This window comes from Tepidamorphus sp. 3E244, from assembly GCF_046159835.1.
In the GTDB taxonomy this organism is placed as follows: domain Bacteria; phylum Pseudomonadota; class Alphaproteobacteria; order Rhizobiales; family Tepidamorphaceae; genus JACKJK01.
The window spans coordinates 820,214-841,928 of sequence record NZ_JBJXCY010000002.1; the positions used below are offsets into that span (position 1 = coordinate 820,214).

At 64.7% G+C, this 21,715-nt stretch carries 10 protein-coding genes; 7 read left to right on the forward strand and 3 right to left on the reverse strand.

The features are described 5' to 3' along the window. The first annotated feature begins 11 nt into the window (after window positions 1-11). The 6 genes from ACKTEK_RS12725 (at window position 12) to ACKTEK_RS12750 (ending at window position 5,517) form a co-directional block, all read left to right on the forward strand. Entirely contained in the window at window positions 12-1,052 is a 1,041-nt protein-coding gene (locus ACKTEK_RS12725; protein WP_409165674.1) for a trans-3-hydroxy-L-proline dehydratase, read from the forward strand. A gap of 85 nt (window positions 1,053-1,137) precedes the next feature. Further along, window positions 1,138-2,286 (forward strand): trypsin-like peptidase domain-containing protein, encoded by a 1,149-nt coding sequence (locus ACKTEK_RS12730; RefSeq protein ID WP_409165675.1) that lies wholly within the window; start codon window positions 1,138-1,140, stop codon window positions 2,284-2,286. 73 nt (window positions 2,287-2,359) lie between these two features. Next, the gene (locus ACKTEK_RS12735) at window positions 2,360-3,349 is read left to right on the forward strand and encodes a quinone oxidoreductase family protein (RefSeq protein ID WP_409165676.1); all 990 of its coding nucleotides are present in this window, start codon (window positions 2,360-2,362) and stop codon (window positions 3,347-3,349) included. A gap of 135 nt (window positions 3,350-3,484) precedes the next feature. Continuing rightward, window positions 3,485-4,729, forward strand: coding sequence for a D-amino acid dehydrogenase (locus ACKTEK_RS12740; protein ID WP_409165677.1), 1,245 nt, complete (start codon window positions 3,485-3,487; stop codon window positions 4,727-4,729). Between the two features lie 109 nt (window positions 4,730-4,838). Beyond that, on the forward strand, window positions 4,839-5,192 hold the full coding sequence (locus ACKTEK_RS12745; protein ID WP_409165678.1) for a RidA family protein: 354 nt from the start codon (window positions 4,839-4,841) through the stop codon (window positions 5,190-5,192). Window positions 5,193-5,334: 142 nt separating this feature from the next. Then, a complete protein-coding gene (locus tag ACKTEK_RS12750) occupies window positions 5,335-5,517 on the forward strand; it encodes a DUF3008 family protein (protein WP_409165679.1) in 183 nt (60 codons plus the stop codon). Window positions 5,518-5,558: 41 nt separating this feature from the next. On the opposite strand, the gene ACKTEK_RS12755 is transcribed toward ACKTEK_RS12750, so the two are convergent. Continuing rightward, a complete protein-coding gene (locus ACKTEK_RS12755) occupies window positions 5,559-6,020 on the reverse strand; it encodes a VLRF1 family aeRF1-type release factor (RefSeq protein ID WP_409165680.1) in 462 nt (153 codons plus the stop codon). 198 nt (window positions 6,021-6,218) lie between these two features. Between ACKTEK_RS12755 and ACKTEK_RS12760 the strand changes: the two genes are divergently transcribed. Beyond that, the gene (locus ACKTEK_RS12760; RefSeq protein WP_409165681.1) at window positions 6,219-7,214 is read left to right on the forward strand and encodes a DNA topoisomerase IB; all 996 of its coding nucleotides are present in this window, start codon (window positions 6,219-6,221) and stop codon (window positions 7,212-7,214) included. A gap of 84 nt (window positions 7,215-7,298) precedes the next feature. Here the strand turns inward: ACKTEK_RS12760 and ACKTEK_RS12765 are convergent, their stop codons facing one another. Together ACKTEK_RS12765 and ACKTEK_RS12770 are read right to left on the reverse strand one after the other, a co-directional pair. Further along, the gene (locus tag ACKTEK_RS12765; RefSeq protein ID WP_409166154.1) at window positions 7,299-20,087 is read right to left on the reverse strand and encodes a beta strand repeat-containing protein; all 12,789 of its coding nucleotides are present in this window, start codon (window positions 20,085-20,087) and stop codon (window positions 7,299-7,301) included. After that, a complete protein-coding gene (locus tag ACKTEK_RS12770) occupies window positions 19,981-21,660 on the reverse strand; it encodes a calcium-binding protein (RefSeq protein ID WP_409165682.1) in 1,680 nt (559 codons plus the stop codon). The genes ACKTEK_RS12765 and ACKTEK_RS12770 overlap by 107 nt, the downstream gene beginning before the upstream one ends. Window positions 21,661-21,715 lie beyond the last annotated feature (55 nt).

Genomic DNA, 21,715 nt, shown 5'->3' on the forward strand with positions numbered 1-21,715 from the left:
AAGGCTTCTCCATGCGCGCCACCAAGACAGTTCACGTCATCTCCTGCCACGCGGAAGGCGAGGTTGGCGACGTCATCGTCGGCGGGGTCGCGCCGCCACCCGGCGAAACGCTGTGGGCGCAGCGCGATTTCATCGCCCGCGACGGCACATTGCGCAACTTCGTGCTGAACGAGCCGCGCGGCGGTGTCTTTCGCCATGTGAACCTGCTGGTTCCGCCCAAGCACCCGGACGCGCAGATGGGTTTCATCATCATGGAACCGGAGGATACGCCGCCGATGTCCGGCTCGAACTCGATCTGCGTTGCGACCGTGCTGCTTGACGCAGGCATCGTGGAAATGCACGAACCCGTGACCGAACTGACCCTGGAAGCTCCCGGCGGGCTGATCCGCATTTCTGCTCGCTGCGAGGGTGGCAAGGCGAAGTCGATCACCGTTCGCAATGTCGCATCCTTTGCGGGCAAGCTGGATCAGGCACTTGAGGTGCCGGGCGTCGGCACGCTCAACGTCGATACGGCCTTCGGCGGCGACAGCTTCGTGGTGGTCGATGCGGCAGCGACGGGCTTCTCCATTATCGCAGACGAAGCCCGCGCCATCGCAGAAACCGGCGTGAAGATCACCAATGCCGCCAACGAACAGCTTGGCTTCACCCATCCCGAGAACGCCGATTGGCGGCATATTTCGTTCTGCCTGTTCAAGGGGCCGCTGGAGGAAACCGCCGAGGGACTTGCAGTCCGCCACGCGGTCGCGATCCAACCCGGCAAGGTTGACCGCTCACCGACCGGGACGGCGCTCAGTGCGCACATGGCGTTGCTTCATGCGCGCGGGCGCATGGAGGCAGGCGACACGCTCACCGCGCGTTCGATCATCGGTTCGCGCTTCGACGGGCGCATCGCGGAAGAGACAATGCTCGGAAGCACGCCCGCCATCGTACCGGAAATCACCGGCCGCGCGTGGATCACCGGCATCCACCAGCACATGCTCGACCCCGAAGACCCCTGGCCCGGCGGCTACAAGCTGAAGGACACTTGGGGCATAGATACATCGGGCATCTGACCACCCCGCGCACCGGTTTGTGAGTTGCAATCGCCGCGATTGACTGCGAGTCTTCCTGCTCCGGAACGAATTCACGGACATCCCAATGCTCACAGCCGCTTGCAGAATGCTCGGGTTGTGTCTCGTGGTGCTTTGCGCTGCGACGGCGGCGCATGCCGATGTCATCGACGAGGACGACCGGGTGGAGGTGCCGCAGGAGTACCGCCGGCTCGCCGAGGGTGTCGGCCTTCTCTACAACACCAATGCCTCCTTCGCCTGCACCGCCTTCTGCGTCGCGCGCGACGTGATCGCCACCAATGCCCATTGCCTCATCCGGCAGCGGGTCGACGCGAAGCCGGTGATGTCGAAAGACTTCCGATTTTCCTTACACGGGCCGCTGGCCGGATACGAGGAATCGCGCCTGACCTTGCGCGCGGTCAGCGACGACCAGCCGCGCCTGTCGTTTGCCGCGGGCGGGTTTTCCAACGGTGCCTCGATTTCCAGCCAGGCGGGTGACTGGGCCTTTGCCAAGCTGCAATTCGGCATCTGCGAAAAGCGCGAGCTCAAGATCGGCGAAGCCGATATCGACGAGTTGACGAAGGCAGGCCGCGACAAGCGCCTGTTCATGATCGGCTACCACGGCGACAAGATGCTGGTGGAGAAATGGCTCTCCCCGGACTGCACGGTGCGCTCTCCGGAAGACCGGAAATACTTCCTCCCGAGCCAGCGCCGCGAGATGCGCCGCGCAGGCGTCCAGCTGCCGCACACCTGCGACATGACCGAGGGTGCATCCGGTTCGCCGATCTTCCTCAAGGAACCCGAAAGCGAGGACTACAGCGTCGTCGCCATCAACTCCGGCAGCGTCGGCCACGTGCGCTACCGCGAGAGCGCCAATGGCCGGAGCCGCAAGGTGCTGGCCCGCAACGTCACGAACCTCTCCGTCATGTCCACTGCCTTCGCCCGCCAGCTTGAGCGCTTCTCCGGCGAGGACCTGCTGCATGACATCGAGGACTTCCGCCAGTTGCAGGCGCTCCTGAAGGAGAAGGGCTACTACCGCAGCAAGATCGACGGGCTATACGGCCCCGGCACGCGGGCGGCAATCGTCGCGCGCGAAAAGGAACTGGGCCTGGTCTCGCTCGGCATGCCGACACTCAGCCTGCTGCGCGACCTCGAACTGGAATTGCGGCCCCGCTACATCCTGCCCATCGACCCGGAAGCGGCTTCCGCGCGGTTCGACACCTCTCCGCACCCTTGAACGACCGCGGGCTTGCCCCGCGCCGCAACTCCCGCTCCAATCGCGCGAAGGAACAGCGGGGAGGAAAGCGGCCATGAACAAGGCACAGGTGATCCACGAACTCGGCGGCCCGGATGCCATGCGCTGGGAGGACTGGCCGGTGCCTGACCCCGCCCCCGGTGAAGTCCGCCTGCGCCACACCGCCGTCGGCGTGAATTTCGCCGACACATACCATCGCGGCGGCATCTCGCACCCCTGGCCGGTTCCGCCCTGCCCTGTCGTGATCGGGTTCGAGGGCGTCGGCATCGTGACCGGCATCGGTGACGGCGTGACGGACTTCGCCGAAGGCGACCGCGTTGCCTACGGCATCCCGCCGCTCGGCAGCTATTCGCAGGAGCGCAACTACCCGGCAGACAAGCTGCTTCACCTGCCCGATGGCCTCGACGAGAAGACGGTCGCCGCACTGCTGATGAAGGGCATGACCGCCCACTACCTCCTTCACCGCACCTACAAGGTGCAGCCGGGCGACACCATCGTCGTTCACGCCGCCGCCGGTGGCATGGGCCTGATCCTGTGCCAGTGGGCGAAGGCGCTGGGCGCCACCATCGTCGGAACGGTCAGCACGCCGGAAAAGGCTGAGGCCGCCCGTGCCGCCGGCTGCCACTATCCGGTCGTTCGCAGCGAGGAAGACTTCGCCGACAAGGTGCGCGAGGTGACGGATGGGGAAGGCGCTGCCGTTGTCTACGAGGCCATCGGCAAGGACACGCTGCAACGCTCGCTGGACTGTCTCCGGTTGATGGGCGTCTGCGCGGCCTACGGCCATGTCTCCGGCCCGCCGGACCCGGTGGACATCATCCAGGACCTCGGCCGCCGCGGCTCGCTGTTCATCACGCGGCCCGCGATCATGCACTACGTCGCCAGGCGCGCCGACCTGGAATGGACGGCCCGCGACCTGTTCAAGGCCATCGGCGACGGCATCCTCGATCCCAACATCAACTACGAGTACCCGCTCGAAGACGCGGTTGCCGCGCACACGGCCATCGAGAGCGGCAAGACGCTCGGCGCCACCGTGCTCATTCCCTGACCGCTCAGACGCCGGGCACCCCTGCATGGCGCGCACAGGGCCGATGCTTCCCCGTCATTGCGCCCAGGCCCCTTGCTGTGCACCATTGCCGTAGAGGCGGTTTCGCTCTTGCAGCCGCCTGACGAGGGACGCTGAATGCGGATCGCTATCCTCGGCGGTGGCGTTGTCGGGATCACCGCCGCCTACGAACTGCAAAAGGATGGCCACGATGTCGTGGTCATCGACAAGAATGACTCGGTGGGAACCGAAACGAGTTGGGGCAATGCCGGGCTGATCGCGCCGGGCCATTCCTTCACGTGGTCATCGCCCGCAGCGCCCATGATCATGCTGAAATCGCTGTTCATGGCCGACCAGTCGATCCGCTTCAGGCCGACTGCGAACCCGGCGCAATATGTCTACGCGCTGCAATTCCTCGCCCAGTGCACGGCGGCCCGGTCTGCCCGCAACACGGCGCGCAAATACGCACTGGCCTCCTATTCGCAGAAGGTGATGCACGAGACGATCAAAACCACCGGCGTCGAGTTCGACCGCATCGACCGGGGCATCCTCTATTTCTACCGCAACGCCGACAAGTTCCGCGCCGGTGCCGAACACATGAAGATCATGCGCGACCTCGGCCACACGGTGGACGTGCTCGACCGCGACCGCGTGCTGGAGTTGGAACCGGCGCTGGAATCGGTGGCGGGTGAAATCGCCGGCGGCGTCTATTGCCCGAGCGACGAGAGCGGAAGCTGCTTCAAGTTCACGACGAACCTTGCCGCCCATGTCGCACGCAACGGCGGCGAGATCAGAACCGGCGAGACGATCCGCGCCATCGAGGCGAGCGGCGACGAAGTGACCGGCGTGACCACCGACAAGGGCACCGTGAAGGCTGATGTCTATGTCATGGCGCTCGGCTGCCAGAGCCCGATCCTGTCGCGCGGCTTGGGCGAGACGCTGCGCGTCTACCCCATCAAGGGCTATTCCCTGACGATCCCCGTCGGCAACAATCCGCAACCGCCAACCGTCGGCTCCGTGGACGAGGAAAACCTCGTCGCGATCTCGCGCTTCGGCGAGAATGTCCGGGTAACGGCCACCGCCGAGATCGCCGGCTACGACACGGGACACAGCCCGGCAGATTTCGATTTCATGGCCTCGGTGGCGAAGGAACTCTACCCGCAAGGGGCCGACCATGACCGCCCGCAGATGTGGGCCGGACTGCGCCCCATGACGCCCACCAACCTGCCCATCATCGGACGCCGCCGACACAGGAACCTTTACTACGACACCGGCCACGGCCATATCGGCTGGACCATGTCGCACGGCTCCGCGCGCATCCTCGCCGATGTGATCGCGGGACTACCGCCCGCAATCGCGCTCGGCGAAATCAACGATAACTGAACCACACACGCGCAGTCCCGTTGGCACATGAGGCTGGCGGACGACTGTTCCCTCACGCGGGCCGACACACCCGCCACCCCCTTACGAGTTCAACCAGAGGAGACTTCCCATGTCAGACGTCAAACGCATCGAGGTCGGCGACCGCATGAGCCAGGCCGTTGTTCACAACGGCACGGTCACGACCGCAGGCCAGGTCGCGCTGCGCGCGCCGGGCGAATCCGTCGCCGACCAGACACGCGACATTCTCGCCAAGATCGACGAGCTTCTCGCCGCCGCCGGCACGTCCAAGGAAAAGGCCATCAGCGCCTATATCTGGCTGTCGGACATCTCGACCTTCAACGAGATGAACGAGGTCTGGGATGCCTGGGTCGCCAAGGGCGAAGCGCCGGTTCGAGCCTGCGTGGAATCCAAGCTCGCGGCCCCGCAGTTCACCGTGGAAATACAGGTCATCGCAGCGGTCTGATCGCGCGACGACTTTCACGCATGAAAAAACGGAGCGGCGCATGTTGCGCCGCTCCGTCCATGATTGAGCCAATGTTCGATCTGGAACCGGTCCTCTCCGCCGGTCGTTTCTAAATCCAGAAACCCAGGAAAGGAGAACGCCAATGCCCGCCCAGTCAAAAGCCCAGCAGAAGGCCGCCGGTGCGGCCCTGTCCGCCAAGCGCGGCGAGACCAAGGTCTCCGAACTCCAGGGCGCGTCGAAGGACATGTACGAGTCGATGAGCGAATCCGAACTGGAAGATTTTGCATCCACCGAGCGCAAGGGCCTTCCCGACAAGAAGGACTGACAACCTGGGCCGTCAGCTCGCCTTGACGGGACGGCTGGCCCTTAGCGGTCCGGCGTCGCCAGAACCAGCTTCTCGATCTCGTCGACCGGGTGGTTGGTCAGGTCCTTGTCGACCTCGGCAATCACCTTGTCGGCGACTTCCTTGTGCAGTTCCTTGCGCAGGTCGCCCAGCACGGCGGGCGCCGCCACCAGCACGATCTCGTTGAACTTGTGCTTGTGGGCTTGCTTGTAGAGCGTCTCGGCCAGGTCCTTCGCGAAGCGCTCCTCGGCCAGTTGGTGCCAGTCCGTGTCGTCCATGGCGCTCTTGTGCGGTCCGGTTCCGTCCTGCATCCGGCCCGGCCGGTTCGCGGCCTGCTCGCGCGTCGGCGGATTGTCCTGCTCTTCCTCGCGGAAGACATGCAGGTTCGGGAATTTCTCGTCGCCCTCGTTGCGCAGGAAGAGCGCCTTCGCGCCGTCCGCGACCACGACCCAGCCGTCATGTTTGAGATGGATGTCGCTGCTCATCTTGGGGCTCCTTTTCAAAGGCTTGGATGCCGGCATTCACGCAGCGAAGCTCAGCCGCTCCGCGATCGACCGGTGAGTCGTCCAACACCCGTGCCGCTTGAAGGTTCCACGCATCCGCGGCCGCCGTGACGCAGCCGGGTGAGCGGAACCGCGCGAACCCGATGCGCGTTTGGCATAAGTTGTGTCGAGGACCCGCGTATGCTTGCCAAACCGCTCGTCTATTCCGGTGATGACCAGCCCGGCTATTCCCGCCGCCGCTGCGGCACCGGATTCAGCTATCGCCGCGCCAATGGCGGTCCCGTCACCGAGGAAGAGCGGACGCGGCTTGAATCGCTGGCGATCCCGCCTGCATGGCGCGACGTGTGGATCTGCGCCGATCCCAACGGCCACATTCAGGCGACCGGCATCGATGCACGCGGCCGCAAGCAATATCGCTATCACCCGCTGTGGCGTGAGACGCGCGACCAGCACAAGTTCGAATTGCTGTGCGGCTTTGCCGAGTTGCTGCCGCGCATTCGCCGCCGCTTCGCCCGCGACATTGAGAATGAACCCGGCACGCCGGAATTCGCGCTCGCAGCCGTCGGCCTGCTGCTCGATACCGTGCCGATGCGTATCGGCAACTCGATCTACGCAAGCGAGAACGGCAGCTACGGCGCGTCCACTCTGCGCAAGAACCACGTCAAGTTTCTCGATGGTGCGGTTCGCTTTTCCTTCCGCGCCAAGGGCGGCAAGCGCGTGCAGCGCACGGTCCGCGACAGGCGCCTGCACAAGATCATGGAGAAGGTCGCGGACCTGCCCGGCCGCCACCTGTTCTCCTATATCGGCCGGGATGGCATCGTTCACCCGGTGCGCTCCGATGCGTTCAACGCCTATCTCGCGGAAGCCGCCGGAAGCGAGGATGTCTCCGCCAAGATGTTCCGCACCTGGGCCGGGTCGCTCGCCGCGTTCGATGCCGCCGGAAAGGACGTCTTTGCCGGTGCGCGCCCGACCATCAAGGCCATGTGCGAAGCCGCAGCCGACGTGCTGTCGAACACGCCGGCAATCGCCCGCAAGAGCTACGTGCATCCCGGCATCTTCGGCCTGAGCGAGTGCGAGCCGGATATGTCGCTCGGCTTCTTCGACTGCCCGCCTGCCCACCGCCGCCTCACGGCGATGGAGACGCGGCTGGAAGCCTATCTCGCCAGGACGGCCTGACGATCCTTTTGTGCGGACCTGCCAAAAAGAACGCCGGCGCGAAGTGCGCCGGCGTCTGGTCTTGCTGGAGGTCGTCTCGGTCGATCAGACGAAGAAGTAGTCTTCGCCTTCGGTGATGGTCATGGCGGCACCACCCTCAACGGTGGCTGACGACAGGTTGCCGAAGCCGTCATCGATCACGATCACGAAGTCGGCACCCACGTCACCGGCGAAGTTCACGTTGCCGCTCGTGTAGCCAACGAAGTTCATGCGGTCGAGCCCGTCCTCGAAGTCGGTGATGCGGTCGGCCCCGAACAGCCCGGTAAAGTTGAAGCTGTCCTGAACACCGTCGGTACCGCCACCCGAGAGAATGTCGTCGGCCTGGTCGCCGGCACCGCCGTTGATGGTGTCAGCACCCGTTCCGCCGAAGAGCGTATCGGCCGCACCGCCACCGTTCAGCGTATCGCTGCCGGCACCACCGCTCAGCGTGTTGCTGAGCGCACCGCCGCTGAGCGTATCGTTGCCCGACCCGCCGACGGCATTCTCGAAGCCGCTCAGCGTGTCCGTCCCGATATCGGCACCGGAAGCGTTGTTGAAGCCGAGCTGCACGTTCACGCCGGAGGTGGAAGCGGAATAGTCGAGGGTATCTATCCCGCCGCCGCCATTGAGCGTGTCGTTGCCGAGCGCGTCGCCGGCAAACACCGTGTCGTTGCCAAGCCCGGTATTGATGACGTTGACCGAGTCCGAAGCCGTGACCTGGTCGTCGCCCGCACCGGTGGTGACATTCTCCACGTCACTCATGGTGTCACTGCCGGTGACCGAGGAGGACGCCGTCTGCGTGGCTCCCGACAGGTCGACCGTCGCATCCTGCCCTGCGAGCAGGAAGCTGAGATCAAGCGTGTCGACATTGCCACCGGCATCGAACGTGTCGTCGCCGGCGCCGGAGCGGAACGTATCGTTGCCCGCACCGGTGGAAGCCTGCACCGAGGTCCCCGACGACGTCAGCAGCGTGGCGTCGATCATGTCGTTGCCGCCGCCGGTCGTGGCACCGGTCACCGGATCGACACTGCCGATGGCAATCGTGTTGACGCCCACGCTTGCGAAGTCGCCGGTCATGGTGACATTGTCGCCGGACGAACCGAGGCGATAGTCCAGCGTCTCGACGTTCTGCGCCGCGACGCTGCTCGCCCCCGACCCGAAGTCGAGATCGGCCTCGCCGTTCAGCGTGTCGGCCACCATGGCGACCGACATGGCCCCACCGGCGAAGTTCGCCGCCAGCAGGGTGTCGCTGTCACCGCCGCCATCCACCGTGTCGGTGCCATCGACACCGGCGATGTGGAAGATAGTGTCGTCGCCGTCCCCACCGTTGACGGTGTCGTCGCCGAGCCCGGCATAGATCAGGTCGTTGCCCGCACCACCGTTGATGATGTCGGCACCGTCGCCGCCGACGATGTAGTCGCCGCCTGCCGTGCCGGTGATGGTGTCCACGCCGTCGCGGCCGATGATGGTCGCATCCCAGTTGGTGACCGCCGGGGTGTCGAGACCGTTGTTGGCCGCCACACCGGAGACGTCCACCGTTCCGCCGACCTCGTCAACGAAGAGCGTCGCGAAGTCGGACGTGTTGGCAACATCGCCGTCCAGCGTGACGTTGGAGATGACCAGATTGCCGGTGATGTCGGCATAGTCCTGCAGGGCAAGCAGGCCCTTGGCGTGGTCGCCGTCGACATCGACATTGGTCAGCGAGAGCGGTGCCGTCGGCGTGCCGTCCGCACCGGTGACGTTAATGCCGTAGTCGGCATCCGCGCCGGTGGTGTTGACGATCAGGTCGGCCAGCGTGATTGCGCCGAGGACGGCGGCCACATTGATGCCGATACCCGAACCGCTCGTCACCGTGCCGTAGCCGGTCACGCTCGAGTTGGTCATCGTGAAGGTCGCGACATTGCCGCCGTTCTGGACGTCCACGCCGCGCCGCCCGGTGTTCTGGACGGTCAGGCCGGTGAGAACGGCGTTGCCGCCGGTCACCGCGATGCCCGTGTCGAGGGTGTCTTCAACCGTCAGGTTGGAGACGTTGACCGTGTCGGCCCCGCCGGCACCGATGGTGATGCCGGTGAGTGCCCCGGACCCGACGCTGACCGCACCGGAACCCGCAACGTCGACGCCGTGGCCGATGGTGACGGCTTCGGCATAGTTGCCTTCATCCACCAGCACGAGGTTCGCGAGGCTGCCGGCGGTGGTCGCCGCCGAGAGGTCGATGCCGTCTTGGATGGTGGCAAGCTCCGTGCCGTCGCCGTCGCCGGAAACGAGGATCACGTTGCGATCCGCGAACTGCAAAACCTCGACGCCCGAGAGCGTGTCGGACCCGTCCGCACCGGACACCGTCGCCGTGCCATCGCCATTGAAGTTGATGGTGTAGTCGCCCGCGTTGCCGGTGAAGACGACCGTGTCCGTCTCGCCACCCGCGTCGATCGTGTCGTCGCTCGAGCCACCGGTGATGGTGTTGGCAAGGGCATTGCCCGTGACCTCCACCGGTGCCTGAGAGGCCGACGCGTCGAGGTTGACCTGTGTATCGGACAGCACGACCTCGACGGTCCCACCGGTTGCCGGGTCGGTCGCGTTGTCCACGTCCGTTTCGGTCGCACCGGTGATCGTCACGTCTGTCAGAAGCACGTCCGGCCCGTTGTTGTCCTTGCCCGGTTCGCCAACACGCACACCCGTCGAGGTGCCGTCGATGGTGAGACCGTCGAAGGTGATCTGGCCGGTGAAGTCCGCCGGAACGCTGTCGTAGGACGGGCCGTCGTCACGGATCTTGATGCCGATGGCCGCACCGAAGTCACCCGGCGATGCCGCGCCATCCTGGTCCGAGTGGCCGGAGTTCGTGATCGTCGTGTTGGTGAAGGTGACGTCCGAATAGGTCTCGAACTTCAGGTTGATGTCGATGGCCTGACCGAACTCGCCCTGCGTGCCGCCGAAGGGCGGCGAGATGCGGCCGAAATTGCCCACGTCCTCGAAGGTGTTGCCGTCGAGATCGGCGTCGGACAGCTGCTCGAAATACATGCCCTTCTCGGACATTTGCGAGAAGCTGTTGTCGTTCATGGTCACGCCGTCAAACGAACCTGAGCCATCATCCTTGGCATAGATCGTCATGCCGTGGATTCCCTGGGTGAAATCGTTCCCCGAGATCTCGATGCCCGTGACCTGGCTTTCCTCCCCCTTGTGGATACCGGTGACGTTGTCGACGAAGGTGGTGCCCGTGATCGAGGCCCCGTCGGTATTGCCGAGCGCAATGCCGTTCGAGAAACCCGTCACGGTCAACCCGCTGATCGAGACATTGTCGGCACCGATGGTTAGGCCGATTGATTTGGAATAGGCCGGGTTGTTGGCCTCGAAGTAGTCGTTCAGCGGTGTGCCGTTGGGGATCCCGAGATCGCTCGGCAGCGTGCCCTGGATGGTCGCACCCGGTTCACCGATGATAGTGACCTGCTTGTCGATGGTCACGCCGCCGGAATAGCTGCCCGGCGTGAGCCAGATCTCGTCACCGTCGGCAGCTTCGCCATTGGCCGGGTTGCCGTCGAAGAGCTGGGCGAGCGACGTCACGTCGCCGCCGTCGTCGTTGACGATCCAGACCTTCTGGTCGGCGAACTGCAACACCCCGACATCGGACACGGTGTCCGTGCCGTCGGTCGCCGTGCCGCCGTTGGAGGTGACGGTCGCCTCGCCGGTCGTCTCGTTCCAGCTCAGCGTGTAGTCGGCACGGTTGCCGGTGAAGCCCGCCGTGTCGAGGCCCGCACCACCATCGATGGTGTCGTCGCCGCCAAGCCCGCTCAGCGTGTCGTCGCCCGCACCGCCGAGGAGTTCGTCGGTGCCCTCGGTGCCGTCCTGCGTCACCGCGACCTGCGGGTTCTCCAGGTGCAGGTTCACGTCGTTGTTGGTGTAGGTGTTGGAGTTGATGGTGGGCTGGCCACCGTCGGTATCGCTGATGATGGCCTGCGAGAAGCCGTCGACCGTGTTGCCGGTGATCTCGGACCCATCAGCATCCTGATAGGCGTAGATGCCCGATGCAGAAAGTACGTCGCCGCCCGACAGTGCCTCGCCCGGCGCCGTCACCACGTTGTTGGTGATCGCGACGTCCGAACCGAAGGTCAGGATGCCCGCCGACGTGGCGTCGTTGTTGGACCCGGTGTCGACATAGCCGACCTCGGACACGTCGTTGTCGTCGATGGTGCCGGTCAACGAACCGACAGTGACGATGCCGTTCTGTGCGTTGGTGGGCGTGGCGCCGTTGCCGGTCAGCTCGTTGCCGCTCACCGTCACATCAAGGCCCGCACCGCGCAGGTCGATGCCGTTCTTCTGGAAGTCGTCCACAGTGTTGTCGGTGATGGACAGGAGTCGCGGCGCACCGTCCTGGTTGTTGGCGTAGATGCCGCGGCCCTGCTGTGCCCCGGACACGTTGCCGTTGATGTCGAGGTCCATGCGGACGCCAGTCACCGTGACACCGTCCACGCTGCCGCCGGCATTGATGTAGGCGATCCCGTGGTAGTCGCCACTGCCGGAGGCGAGGTCATCGCCACGGCCCGCACCGTCGACCTGCACATCCTTGATCGTGACGGTGGCATCCTCGACCGTGATGACCGAAGACCGCGCACCCGCCACCGTGGACGTGATGTCGATGTCGCCCGCAGGCGGGGTGATGATCGTCGCATCGCCCTGGCCGACCAGCGTGATGTCCTTGTCGTCGATCACGACGAGCTCTTCGTAAACGCCCGCGCCGATCACGATGGTGTCGCCATCGGCTGCCGCGTTCACAGCGTCCTGGATCGTGGCGAAGCCGCCCTGACCGACCATCAGGAAGCGGTCGCCATTGCCGTCCTCGACGATCTCGACCTCCGTCAGCGTGTCGGTGCCACCGCTCGCGGTGGTGATCGACCAGCCATCGGCGGTCTCCGAGAAGTCGCCCGCCCCGATGGCGTCGACCAGGATGAAGGTATCGCCGTCCGTTTCGCCGGTCTCGCCGCCGGTGAAGGTGTCGTCGCCGGCGCCGCCGGTGAAAGTGTCGTCGCCACCTTCGCCTGCGACGGTGTTGGCGCCGTTATTGCCGACCACGTTGTTGTCGGCGGCATCGCCCGTGACGTCGATTGGCGCGTTACCGTCCAGCGTCACATTCGCAACGCCGTCGAGCTGGAGTTCGATACCCGTCGCATCCGACGGACCACGGAACGTGAGGTTCTCCACGTCCACCGTGACCGGGCCTTCGCCGGAGTAGTCGCCAGTGGCGATATCGATGATGTCGCCGGGGACAGCATTGTCCTCGGCATCCTGGATCGTCGGATGGCTGGAAACGATGGTGTTGCCCTGGAAGATCTGCACCGGATTGGTGTCGATCGTCTGCAGGGTCACGTTGTCGATGTTCAGGCCACCGGTCACGTCCATCGCGGTGAACCACATGTAGCGGTTGCCCCCGGCTTCCGTGCCGACCTCGTCGGCCGTGCTGGTGCGTACCTCCGAGAAGACCCAGTTGCCCGCCGCGTCATACACGTTCATCGCGACTTCAAGGTCGCCGAGCGCATTCTCGTAGAACTTGTGCTCGAACGTATACCAGCCGGACGAGCCGATCTCGGCATGGTTGCCGTTCTCGATCAATTCGGACGGAGCGTTGCCCGCGTTGTTGTCACCGCCCACGAGCAGTTCACCCGTCGAGCTGTCCTTGGTCACGTGGAAGACGAAATCGCGCTGGTGTGCGCCGTCGCTGCCGTTGGCTGCGACCGAAAGCTCGAAGCCTTCGCCTGCCGCCCAGTTGGTGTCGAGATAGATGTCGACGGACGTGACGACACCGCCCGACAGGTCGTTGCGGTAGCCGTCGAAGCGGCTGAAGACGCTGGCCCCGCCATCGCTGTCGGTGATGAGACCGTGCGAGGAACCGGACGCCGACGGCACGCCGTTGTCGCCCGAGTTCACGACACTGACCGTGCCGTTCAGGTAGTCGTTGAAGCCGGTGGTCGAACCTTCAAAGGTCTCGCTGTAGCGCGTGAATGCGCTCGAGAAATCGACCGAGTTGGAGTCCAGCTCGATATCGCGGTCGGCAAAGCGCAGCGTCTCGATGCCGGTCAGTGTGTCGGTGCCTTCGTCGTCGCCCGTCACGTTCGTCTCGGTGACGGTGTAGGTGTTCACGCCCGTCTGGGTGATCGTGTAGTCGTCCCGGTTGCCGGCATAGATGGCGACATCGTCGTCGCCGCCCTCGCCGCGCTGGTTGGTGTCGCTCTCGCCGGCGATCACGTCATCGCCGCCGCGACCTTCGAAGGTGTCGTCGTTCTCTTCACCCGAGAGGTCGTCGGCCAGGGCCGCGCCTTCGATGACATTGACGCCCGCACCGGCATCCCACACGACGTCGCCGCCGGTGCCGCCGATGTTCTCGATGCCGTCGACGGTTGCATCGCCGACCACCCGTACGCCCGCATCCCCCGAATCATGCGTGAAGGTGTTGCCCGTCCCGAAGGTGACGTCGCTGGTGTCGCTGTCGTCGAACCCGACATAGACGCCGGTCGTGTTGCCATCGAACGTATTGTCTGTGAAGTCGGCCGTGGTGCCGGCCCCGAAGAATGTCGAGACGAGAACGCCGGCAGAGGTGGAGCCGTCAGATGCGGCAACGCCGGTGTTTCCGCTGATCACGTTGTTCGCAACCGTGACGTTTGCGCCTGCGGAAATTTCCACCGCGTAGTCGAGCCAGTCGCCGTCGCCCTTGCCGGTATACGTGTTGCCCTGGAAGGTGCCGGAAACTTCGGCACCGAAATACGTCACGCCGATGCGACCGATATCGGTGAAGGTCGATCCGATGACATCGACATTCTGCCCGGGGCCGCCGCTGAACACGGCAATCGCCGTGCCGGCATAGGGCTGACCGCTTTCGCTGTACTCGATGTCATCGAAGGTCACGTTCTCGAACGTGCCCGAACCCTTGTGCCGGAAGCCCTGCCAGATCGAGTTGCCGTTGCCGGAGATCGTCACGTCGGCCACGTCCAGCGTCACGCCGTTGTTCACCAGGAACATGCCGCGTGCATCGCCGCCAGTCGCCGTATCGGCCACCGCGTTGATCTGCGAGAAGGCTTCGCCGGTGCCGGTGATGGTCAGGTCCTTGTCGATGACGACCTGGCCGTCCGCGCTGCCCGCGCTTTCAAGGTCAACCATGCCGGTGACGAGAATGACATCGCCGGCGCTCGCGGCGGAAACCGCAGCCTCGAGGCTGTCGTATCCGCCATTGCCGACCACGCGCACCGTCGTGTCGGAGAAGACGATGTTCTCGACGTCGCTGAACGTGTCCGTTCCGTCCGCCGTGGTGATCGTTGCATCCGACGTGAAGTCGAACTTGGAGATGTCGTAGGTGTCGCCGATGACGATGGTATCGCCGGAGCTCTCGCCGCCTTCACCACCGATGAACGTGTCGTCGCCCGCGCCGGAGATGAACGTGTCGTCGCCTTCGCCGCCGTCGAACACCACCGAAACGGGCTTGGCCGCGTCGATCGCATCGGCATCCACGGTGTCATTGCCGGTACCACCGGTAACCGTGATGGTGCTGGTCGAAAGCGACGTCCCGTCGAGCGGCGTCGTGATGGTCACGGTGTCGCCGCCATTGCCCAGCGTGATCTCGATATCTTCGATCCCGTCCAGCGTGACGTCGGCGGCACCGCCGTCCTCGTCGATCTCGATCTGGTTCGGGCCGTTCCTTGAGATCGTGAAGGTGGTTGCGGTCGAAGAAGGCGTATCGGTTGCCGGGTCCGCATTGATGAGCTGGAAGGTGTCCTCCTCGCCGGTGCCGGTATTCGCACCGCCATCGACCGTGTCGGTTCCCTCGCCGACGTAGCGGATGATCGTGTCCGCGCCATCCCCGGCATCGACCATATCGTCACCGCCGCTGGTGTAGACGATGTCGTCACCACCGCCGGAATTGATGACATCGTTGCCATCCGCCGTGGCGTAGAAGTCGTTGCCATCCGATCCGGTCTGGACGATCGGTGTCGTCAGGCCCGGGTTGAGTTCGAGGTAGTGGTTGTACGCGGTGACATTGGCATACGAGTTCGCGTCTGCACCGGTGTGCGTCACGGTGTTCTGGACCGTGATCGCACCGGCATCGATGATGCCGTATTCGGCCGTGTCGATGCTGTTGCTTTCGAGCGTGTTGCCGTTCGAATCGTAGAGATAGATTCCGTACTGAGTCGACGTGATGTCGTTGTCGGAGATAGTGCCGTTTGTGACACCGCTGGCAAAGATGCCGAGCGATCCGGGAATCGCGGCACCGGTGATGATGTTGCCGGTGATCACCGGGCTGTCGGCCCCGTAGACGAGAATGCTGGAACCGACAACGGTTGCGGGCGTGTAGGCAATGCCCGAGATCGTGTTGTCGGTCACCGAACCGGTGGATCCGCTCGAAAGCTGGATGCCATTTTGCGCTGTTATGGCCGTCGCGCCTTCGCCGGTTATGGTGTTGTTGTCGATATCGACGCTCGTGTTGCGTGCGACAATGCCGCTCTTCTGGAAGTTCTCGACCGTCGAGTTCGTCAGCGTCAGGCCGTTGGTCGCCCCGCCCGTTGTCGCGTTCGTTGCAAGGACCGCGGTCCCGTGCTGCGCACCGTTGAACGATGCGTCCTGCACGCCGGTGACAGTCACGCCGTCAAAGCTCGCCTCCGCGTCCATGACGAGGATGCCGGCGAAGTCGCCCGCACCATTCAGAATCGCTTGGCTACCCTGGTTGTCACCGTCGATTGTGATGCCGCTGATCGAAACGCCGGTCGCATTCTTCACCGTCACGACGCCGGCCACGTCGCGGCCAGCACCACCGTTGGCAAAGCCGTCCGTGCCGGTGATTGCGAGGCCGCTGTCCGGCGCTTCAATGATGACCCCCGGCTCGACGGCCTGGATCGTCAGGTTGTCGAGACCGTCGACGACGAGCTGCCCTTCATAAGTCCCTGCCGCAACGAGGATCGTGTCGCCGGCATCAGCCTCGTTGATGGCATCCTGGATCGTTTCGTAGCCGCCATTGCCGACGAGCCGGAAGACCTGCCCGTCCGCGACGATGGTCTCGATTTCCTCCAGCGTGTCTGTGCCGGAATCCGCCGTCACGCTCCAGCCGCCTGTGCCATTGACCGTGATGTCGCTGGCATCCACGCCATCCGCTGCGTCATAGACCGCGACGTCGCCGTCACCGGCCACCACCGTGGTCGGGACGGATTCCGAGTCCGGGCCGCCGATGAGTATGTCGGCGCCGGCCCCGCCCTGCAGGGTGTCGTTACCGTCACCGCCCACCAGCGTGTTGGCGTCGGCATTGCCGGTCAGCGTGTCGTCGCCGCCGGTGCCGGTCACGTTCTCGAAGTTCGTCATGGTGATATTGGCGCCACCCGACGTGAGCTGGTTCGCGCCGTTGGTGAGATCGACCGTGACAGGCCCGGCGATGCCGGAAAGATCCGCCGTATCGCCGCCCGTCTCGCCATTTTCGCCCGCATCGACCGTGAAGGTGTCGGTCGCGTTGAAGGTGACGGAATCGTCCCCTTCGCCCATCACGGCATCGATGGTGAGAGCGCTGCCATTGGTCAGGCCGCCGGCATCCAGCGTGTCGTCGCCGTCGCCACCGTCCATGTTGAACGCGAGCAGGCCTTCACCCTCCAGATCGCCTTCCAGCGTCACGGTGTCGCCACCGTCGCCCGCCGTGTAGCCGATCTCCTCGATGCCCTGCGCGGAGACGTTGGCGCTGGCATTGTCGTCGGTATCGACGAGGATCGATCCGCCACCGGCGCTGATGCGCACGTCGGCAGAGGCCGCGTTGCGCACACCGGCGCCATCGACATTGGTGAAGTTGGAATTGATCGCTTCCGGGTCGACGTTGAAGAGCTGCAGTGCATCGCCCTGCGCGCCATGGGTGCCGCCGGTCACGGTTTCAGCCGCACCGTCCCCGGCATCGCCGAGCACATGCAGGAACAGGTCGTCGCCCGAGCCGCCCACCAGCGTGTCGTCGCCGGTGAAGCCGCGGATGCGGTCATCGCCATTGCTGCCGATGATCGTGTCCGCCTGGGTCGTGCCTTCCACTTCGGTGTCGACCGTGCGCCCGTCCGGCTGGGCGTAGGGGGTCGCGTCGTTGACGATGGAGACGTTCGTCAGGTCCACGGACCCGTCGGCGCTCGTGTCGTCGAAGAAGGACGCGTCGTCACCCGGCGTGCCTGCCGTGCCGGTGGGGAACTCGTCAGCCATCGCATCGATGATGAGCTGCTTGCCCCATGACGTGTCGGTGTCGATGACCGTTCCGCCGCCGAGGAACGAGAGTTCCGACAGGTCGGTATAGCCCTGCACGTAGACGCCGAGCTTTTTGTAGGTGCCGGACACGCTGACATCGTCGAAGGTGACCGTGCCGATGGGCGAGGTCACGTCGTAGGTCGTCGCATCGCGCCCGTTGATCTGGATCGCCATGTCTGGACGGCCGTTGCTGCCAAGCGTGGTCGGCAGGGAATTGCCGACGGTCAGGCCGCTCAGGACCGCATCGCCGTCGAAAGAGAACAGCACGATGTCGCCGGTGCCGTTGCCCGCGCTGTGGCCGTTGCCGTCGAAGACGGAGTCTGTGATGACGATGGCCTGAACGCCCGACTGGTCGAAGCCGCCGGAGCCGCTGCGGCCTTCGGCATAGACGCCCTGGTCGCCGTTGCCGGAAATGCGCGCGTCGACGATTTCCAGGCGCGCCAGCGTCTCGGCATCGCCCGCGTCGATACCCGCGCCGTTGGCGTTGGTGATGGCGAGGTTCTCGAAGCGAACCGTACCCGTGGAGTCCGCCGGCAGGTCGATGGTGAAGCCGTTGGCCGAACCCGTCGCGTCGATGATCGTCTCGGTGCTGTCGTCGGTACCGTTGCCGAATCCGGCGATGGTCACCGCCTTGCTCACCGTCACGTTCTCGTTGCCGGCGCCCGAATAGGTGCCCGGCTTGATGATGATCGTGTCGCCGTCCACCGTGTTGCCGTCGTCGATGGCATCCTGGATCGTCGAGAAGGTACCGCGCAGCACGCCTGCGCCGTCATAGACGTGGATGTCCTGCGACACGTCGATGATCTGGTCGGCGAACTGAAGTATTTCGACGTCGTTCAGCGTATCGGTGCCGTCCGCGCCGCTGCCGCCGGTGTGGTCGACGCCGGAAAAGCCCGTGACGACCTCGATGGGCCCGCTGTCGAGGGTTAGCGTCTCGGTCGCGAAAGAGACGTCGTACTCGGCACGCGCGCTCGAATAGTTCGCCGTGTCGACCCCGTCACCGCCGTCGATGGTGTCGTCGCCGCCATTGCCGGTGATGCTGTCCGCACCGTCATTGCCGGAGATGGTGTCGTCGCGGTTGGCGCCCTCGAACGTGTCGAGGCCCGAGCCGCCGGTTGCATCGGAAACGTCCGCCGCCATGTCGATGGTGGTGACCGCCGGTGCCGACGTCTGGCCGTCCGCATCGGTCACGGTCACGGAGATCGAGCGGTCGTTGGCGTTGAAGTCGAAGCTCTGGTCCGGGTTCTGGTAGCTGATGGCCTGGAACAGGTTCTGCGCCTGGCTTGCGGTCAGCGGGTCTCCATTGGCCGTGATCGTCACGGTGTCGCCGGTATTGGTGATGGTGACGTCCATCAGGTTCTCGATATAGGTCTCGAACGCCGCGTTGCCGCCGAAAACCAGCAGGCCTTCGCCCGCATCAAGTATGGCATCCGCCGTCTGGTCCGGTTGGACCACGGCGAGCGTGAACGTGATCTGCGCGATCTCGTTTTCCTCGTCCGTGATGGTGGCGCTGTCCGCCACCGCAGCCGCCGCATCGCCCGACGTGTAGGCGGCCAGCGCGTTGTTCATGGCAATTGTCGGAACACCCGAGGTGCCATTGATGGTCACCGTCAGGTTTGCACTCGCGGTCCCGCCGTTCCCGTCGGAAATCGAATAGCTGAACGTGTCGGTCAGCGTCTCGCCGGCACCCAGCGCCTGCACGGCGGGCGCGCCATTGTTCAGCGTGTAGGTGTAGTTGCCGTTGGCATCGATGGTCACCGAACCATGGCTGCCAGCCTGCGCGCCGGTGGTGGTGACAGCGAGTGCATCACCGTCCGGGTCGCTGTCGGCTGTGCCGTCGGTCAGCACGTTGCCCGTTGCGCTCGTCTGGGTGTCCTCGGTAACGCTCGCCGTGTTGGCGGTCGCCACCGGCTGGTCGTTGGTGCCGTTGATGGTCACGGTCAGCGTCGACTGCGCCGACTGCGACGGCGCGCCTTCATCGGCGGCCGTGTAGGTGAAGACCTTGACCAGCGTTTCGCCGACGCCAAGCGCCTGCACGCTCGCGGACCCGTTGTTCACCGTGTAGGTGAACGCGCCGGTCTCGGCATTCACACTCAGCGTGCCGTCGGCATCGGTCACAGTGATGGTGCCGGAGGACGGCAGGTTGCCATCCACGTCGGCGACGTCGAGATCCTGCGTCACGCTGGCATCGCCATCGTCGTCATTGGCAAGCAGGTTGCCAGATGCAGTCGAACCCGCGCCCGCATCTTCCGTGGCGGACGCCGTATCGGCCGTGAGGACCGGCGTCTCGTTGACATTGTTCACGGTCACGGCGATGGACTGCGTGGCGCTGCCGCCCACTCCGTCGGACACCGATACATCCACGTTGTAGACGTTGTTGGTCCCGGCATCGCCGGGGGCTTCGAAGTCCGGCGCGCTGACGAAGCTCAGTTCACCCGTCGTTGCGTTGATGTCGAACAGGCTCGCATCCGCGCCGCCGCTGATCGACCATGTGGCCGTCGCACCCGCATCGGGATCATCGGCCGTCAGCGTCGCGACCGCCGTCGTGTTCTCGTCCACGTTGAACGTCGCATCGGAGGTGATCGTCGGATCGTCGTTCGCACCGTTGACCGTCACGGTCACGGTGGCGGTGTTGCCGTCCACCGTTCAGAAGGTCGGCACCGGTGCCGCCCGATAGCACGTCGTCGCCGGTTTCCCCGACAACCGTGTCATCGCCCTCCTGCCCGTACAGGACGTCGTTGCCGCGCCCGCCATAGACCAGGTCGTTGCCAGTACCGCCGAAGATCAGGTCATGGCCGGCGCCTCCACCAAGTTGGTCATCGCCCTCATCGCCGGTGATGGTGTCGTTTCCCTCGCCACCGTCGATCAGGTCACGCCCTTCGTGACCGAACAGCCGGTCGTCGCCTTCCGCCCCGAGGATTGTGTCCGCGCCGGAATACCCGGCAATAACGTTCGAACCCGCATTGCCGAAAATGTCGTTGTCGAGCGAATTTCCCGCAATCGAAATCGAACCATCACCAAGGATATTGAGCGCCTGCAGCAGGCCGCCGGGCTGACCCATGATCAGGAACAGAGCGTGGGAAGCGGGCATGAAAAGTGTAGTTGCCTCCCCCCGCAGGAAGACGGTTTCCGTCCCCTGTGCATATCGCGCCCCATCGACCACGATCGTCGCGTAATCGCCCGCCTTGTCGACAGCTGACTGAACCGAAGTCGCATTGAAACCCGCCGCCGGTCCACCGGACACAAGTACCGGCAATGCATCACTCTCGGCGGACACCAGCGTGACCGAAACAGCCAGCCCGTCCGGCAGGCCCGGCACCTGAAGCCCGACTGCAAGGGTGATCGTTGGGAAAGCCTCCGTCGACGAGGCCTGCAGGGCTTGCAGCAGCGTTTCGACCTGGGAGGCACTGGTCCCCGACACGAATTCCAGCACCAGGTCGTCGCCGCCCACTCCACTGGACTGGACCGTCGCCACGGCGACGCCGTTCACCGCGACGACCTCGGCATCGGAGAAGAATGCATCGCCCCCCGACAGCACGCCGGAAGCCAGGGAGTAGGTCACCGCTCCGCCGGACAATCGGCTGACGGTGAGCGTCGCCCCGCCGAAGTCGCCGACATTGCTGTCGAGACCAGCCGATATGCCCTGATCAATCATCACGGGCTGACCGTCAGCCCGCACAACGCCGATATCTCCGCCGAGATCGCTGATCTGCGGAGGCGAGACAACATCGACATCGACGATGGCCGTATTGGACTGCTCGCCGACCGCATCTGTCGCGACCACCGCAAGCTGGCGCAGGCCAGCTGTCGCGCCTTCAATGCCGGTGTTCACATAGGTGATGGCGCGCACCAGGGCGGCAACCGCGGTTTCATTGGCATTGCCGCTCAACCGGACGACAAGCGGGTCACCGCTGGCACCACCCAAATAGGTGCCCAGTTGAATCCCTTCGAAGGACACGACGCCGTTGGCCGCTGCGATCTGGCCGGGACCGGAACCGGTGTCCTGGATTCCGATCCGGTCTTCCTCGGACACTTCGCCGGAGAGAAAGGAGATGGTCAGCGAACCGCCATTGAAGGCGAGGAAATCGCCATCGCTGGCCGATGCCGAAGCGCCCTGGTCCAGCGTCACGGCGCCGTCGCCATGCTGGTAGGTGACGCTATCACCGTCCAGCCCGGTGATCTGCGGGGCGGCCATCAGGCATGACCCCGCGTATCAAGCAAAACGGATGGAAACTGTTGAACCAGACGCA

What these genes read in the sequence shown, in the direction of transcription:
- ACKTEK_RS12770 (WP_409165682.1), bottom strand. Translation starts at nt 21,660, where the DNA reads ATGGCCGCCCCGCAGATCACCGGGCTGGACGGTGATAGCGTCACCTAC.
- ACKTEK_RS12740 (WP_409165677.1), top strand. Translation starts at nt 3,485, where the DNA reads ATGCGGATCGCTATCCTCGGCGGTGGCGTTGTCGGGATCACCGCCGCC.
- ACKTEK_RS12755 (WP_409165680.1), bottom strand. Translation starts at nt 6,020, where the DNA reads ATGAGCAGCGACATCCATCTCAAACATGACGGCTGGGTCGTGGTCGCG.
- ACKTEK_RS12735 (WP_409165676.1), top strand. Translation starts at nt 2,360, where the DNA reads ATGAACAAGGCACAGGTGATCCACGAACTCGGCGGCCCGGATGCCATG.
- ACKTEK_RS12750 (WP_409165679.1), top strand. Translation starts at nt 5,335, where the DNA reads ATGCCCGCCCAGTCAAAAGCCCAGCAGAAGGCCGCCGGTGCGGCCCTG.
- ACKTEK_RS12730 (WP_409165675.1), top strand. Translation starts at nt 1,138, where the DNA reads ATGCTCACAGCCGCTTGCAGAATGCTCGGGTTGTGTCTCGTGGTGCTT.
- ACKTEK_RS12760 (WP_409165681.1), top strand. Translation starts at nt 6,219, where the DNA reads ATGCTTGCCAAACCGCTCGTCTATTCCGGTGATGACCAGCCCGGCTAT.
- ACKTEK_RS12745 (WP_409165678.1), top strand. Translation starts at nt 4,839, where the DNA reads ATGTCAGACGTCAAACGCATCGAGGTCGGCGACCGCATGAGCCAGGCC.
- ACKTEK_RS12725 (WP_409165674.1), top strand. Translation starts at nt 12, where the DNA reads ATGCGCGCCACCAAGACAGTTCACGTCATCTCCTGCCACGCGGAAGGC.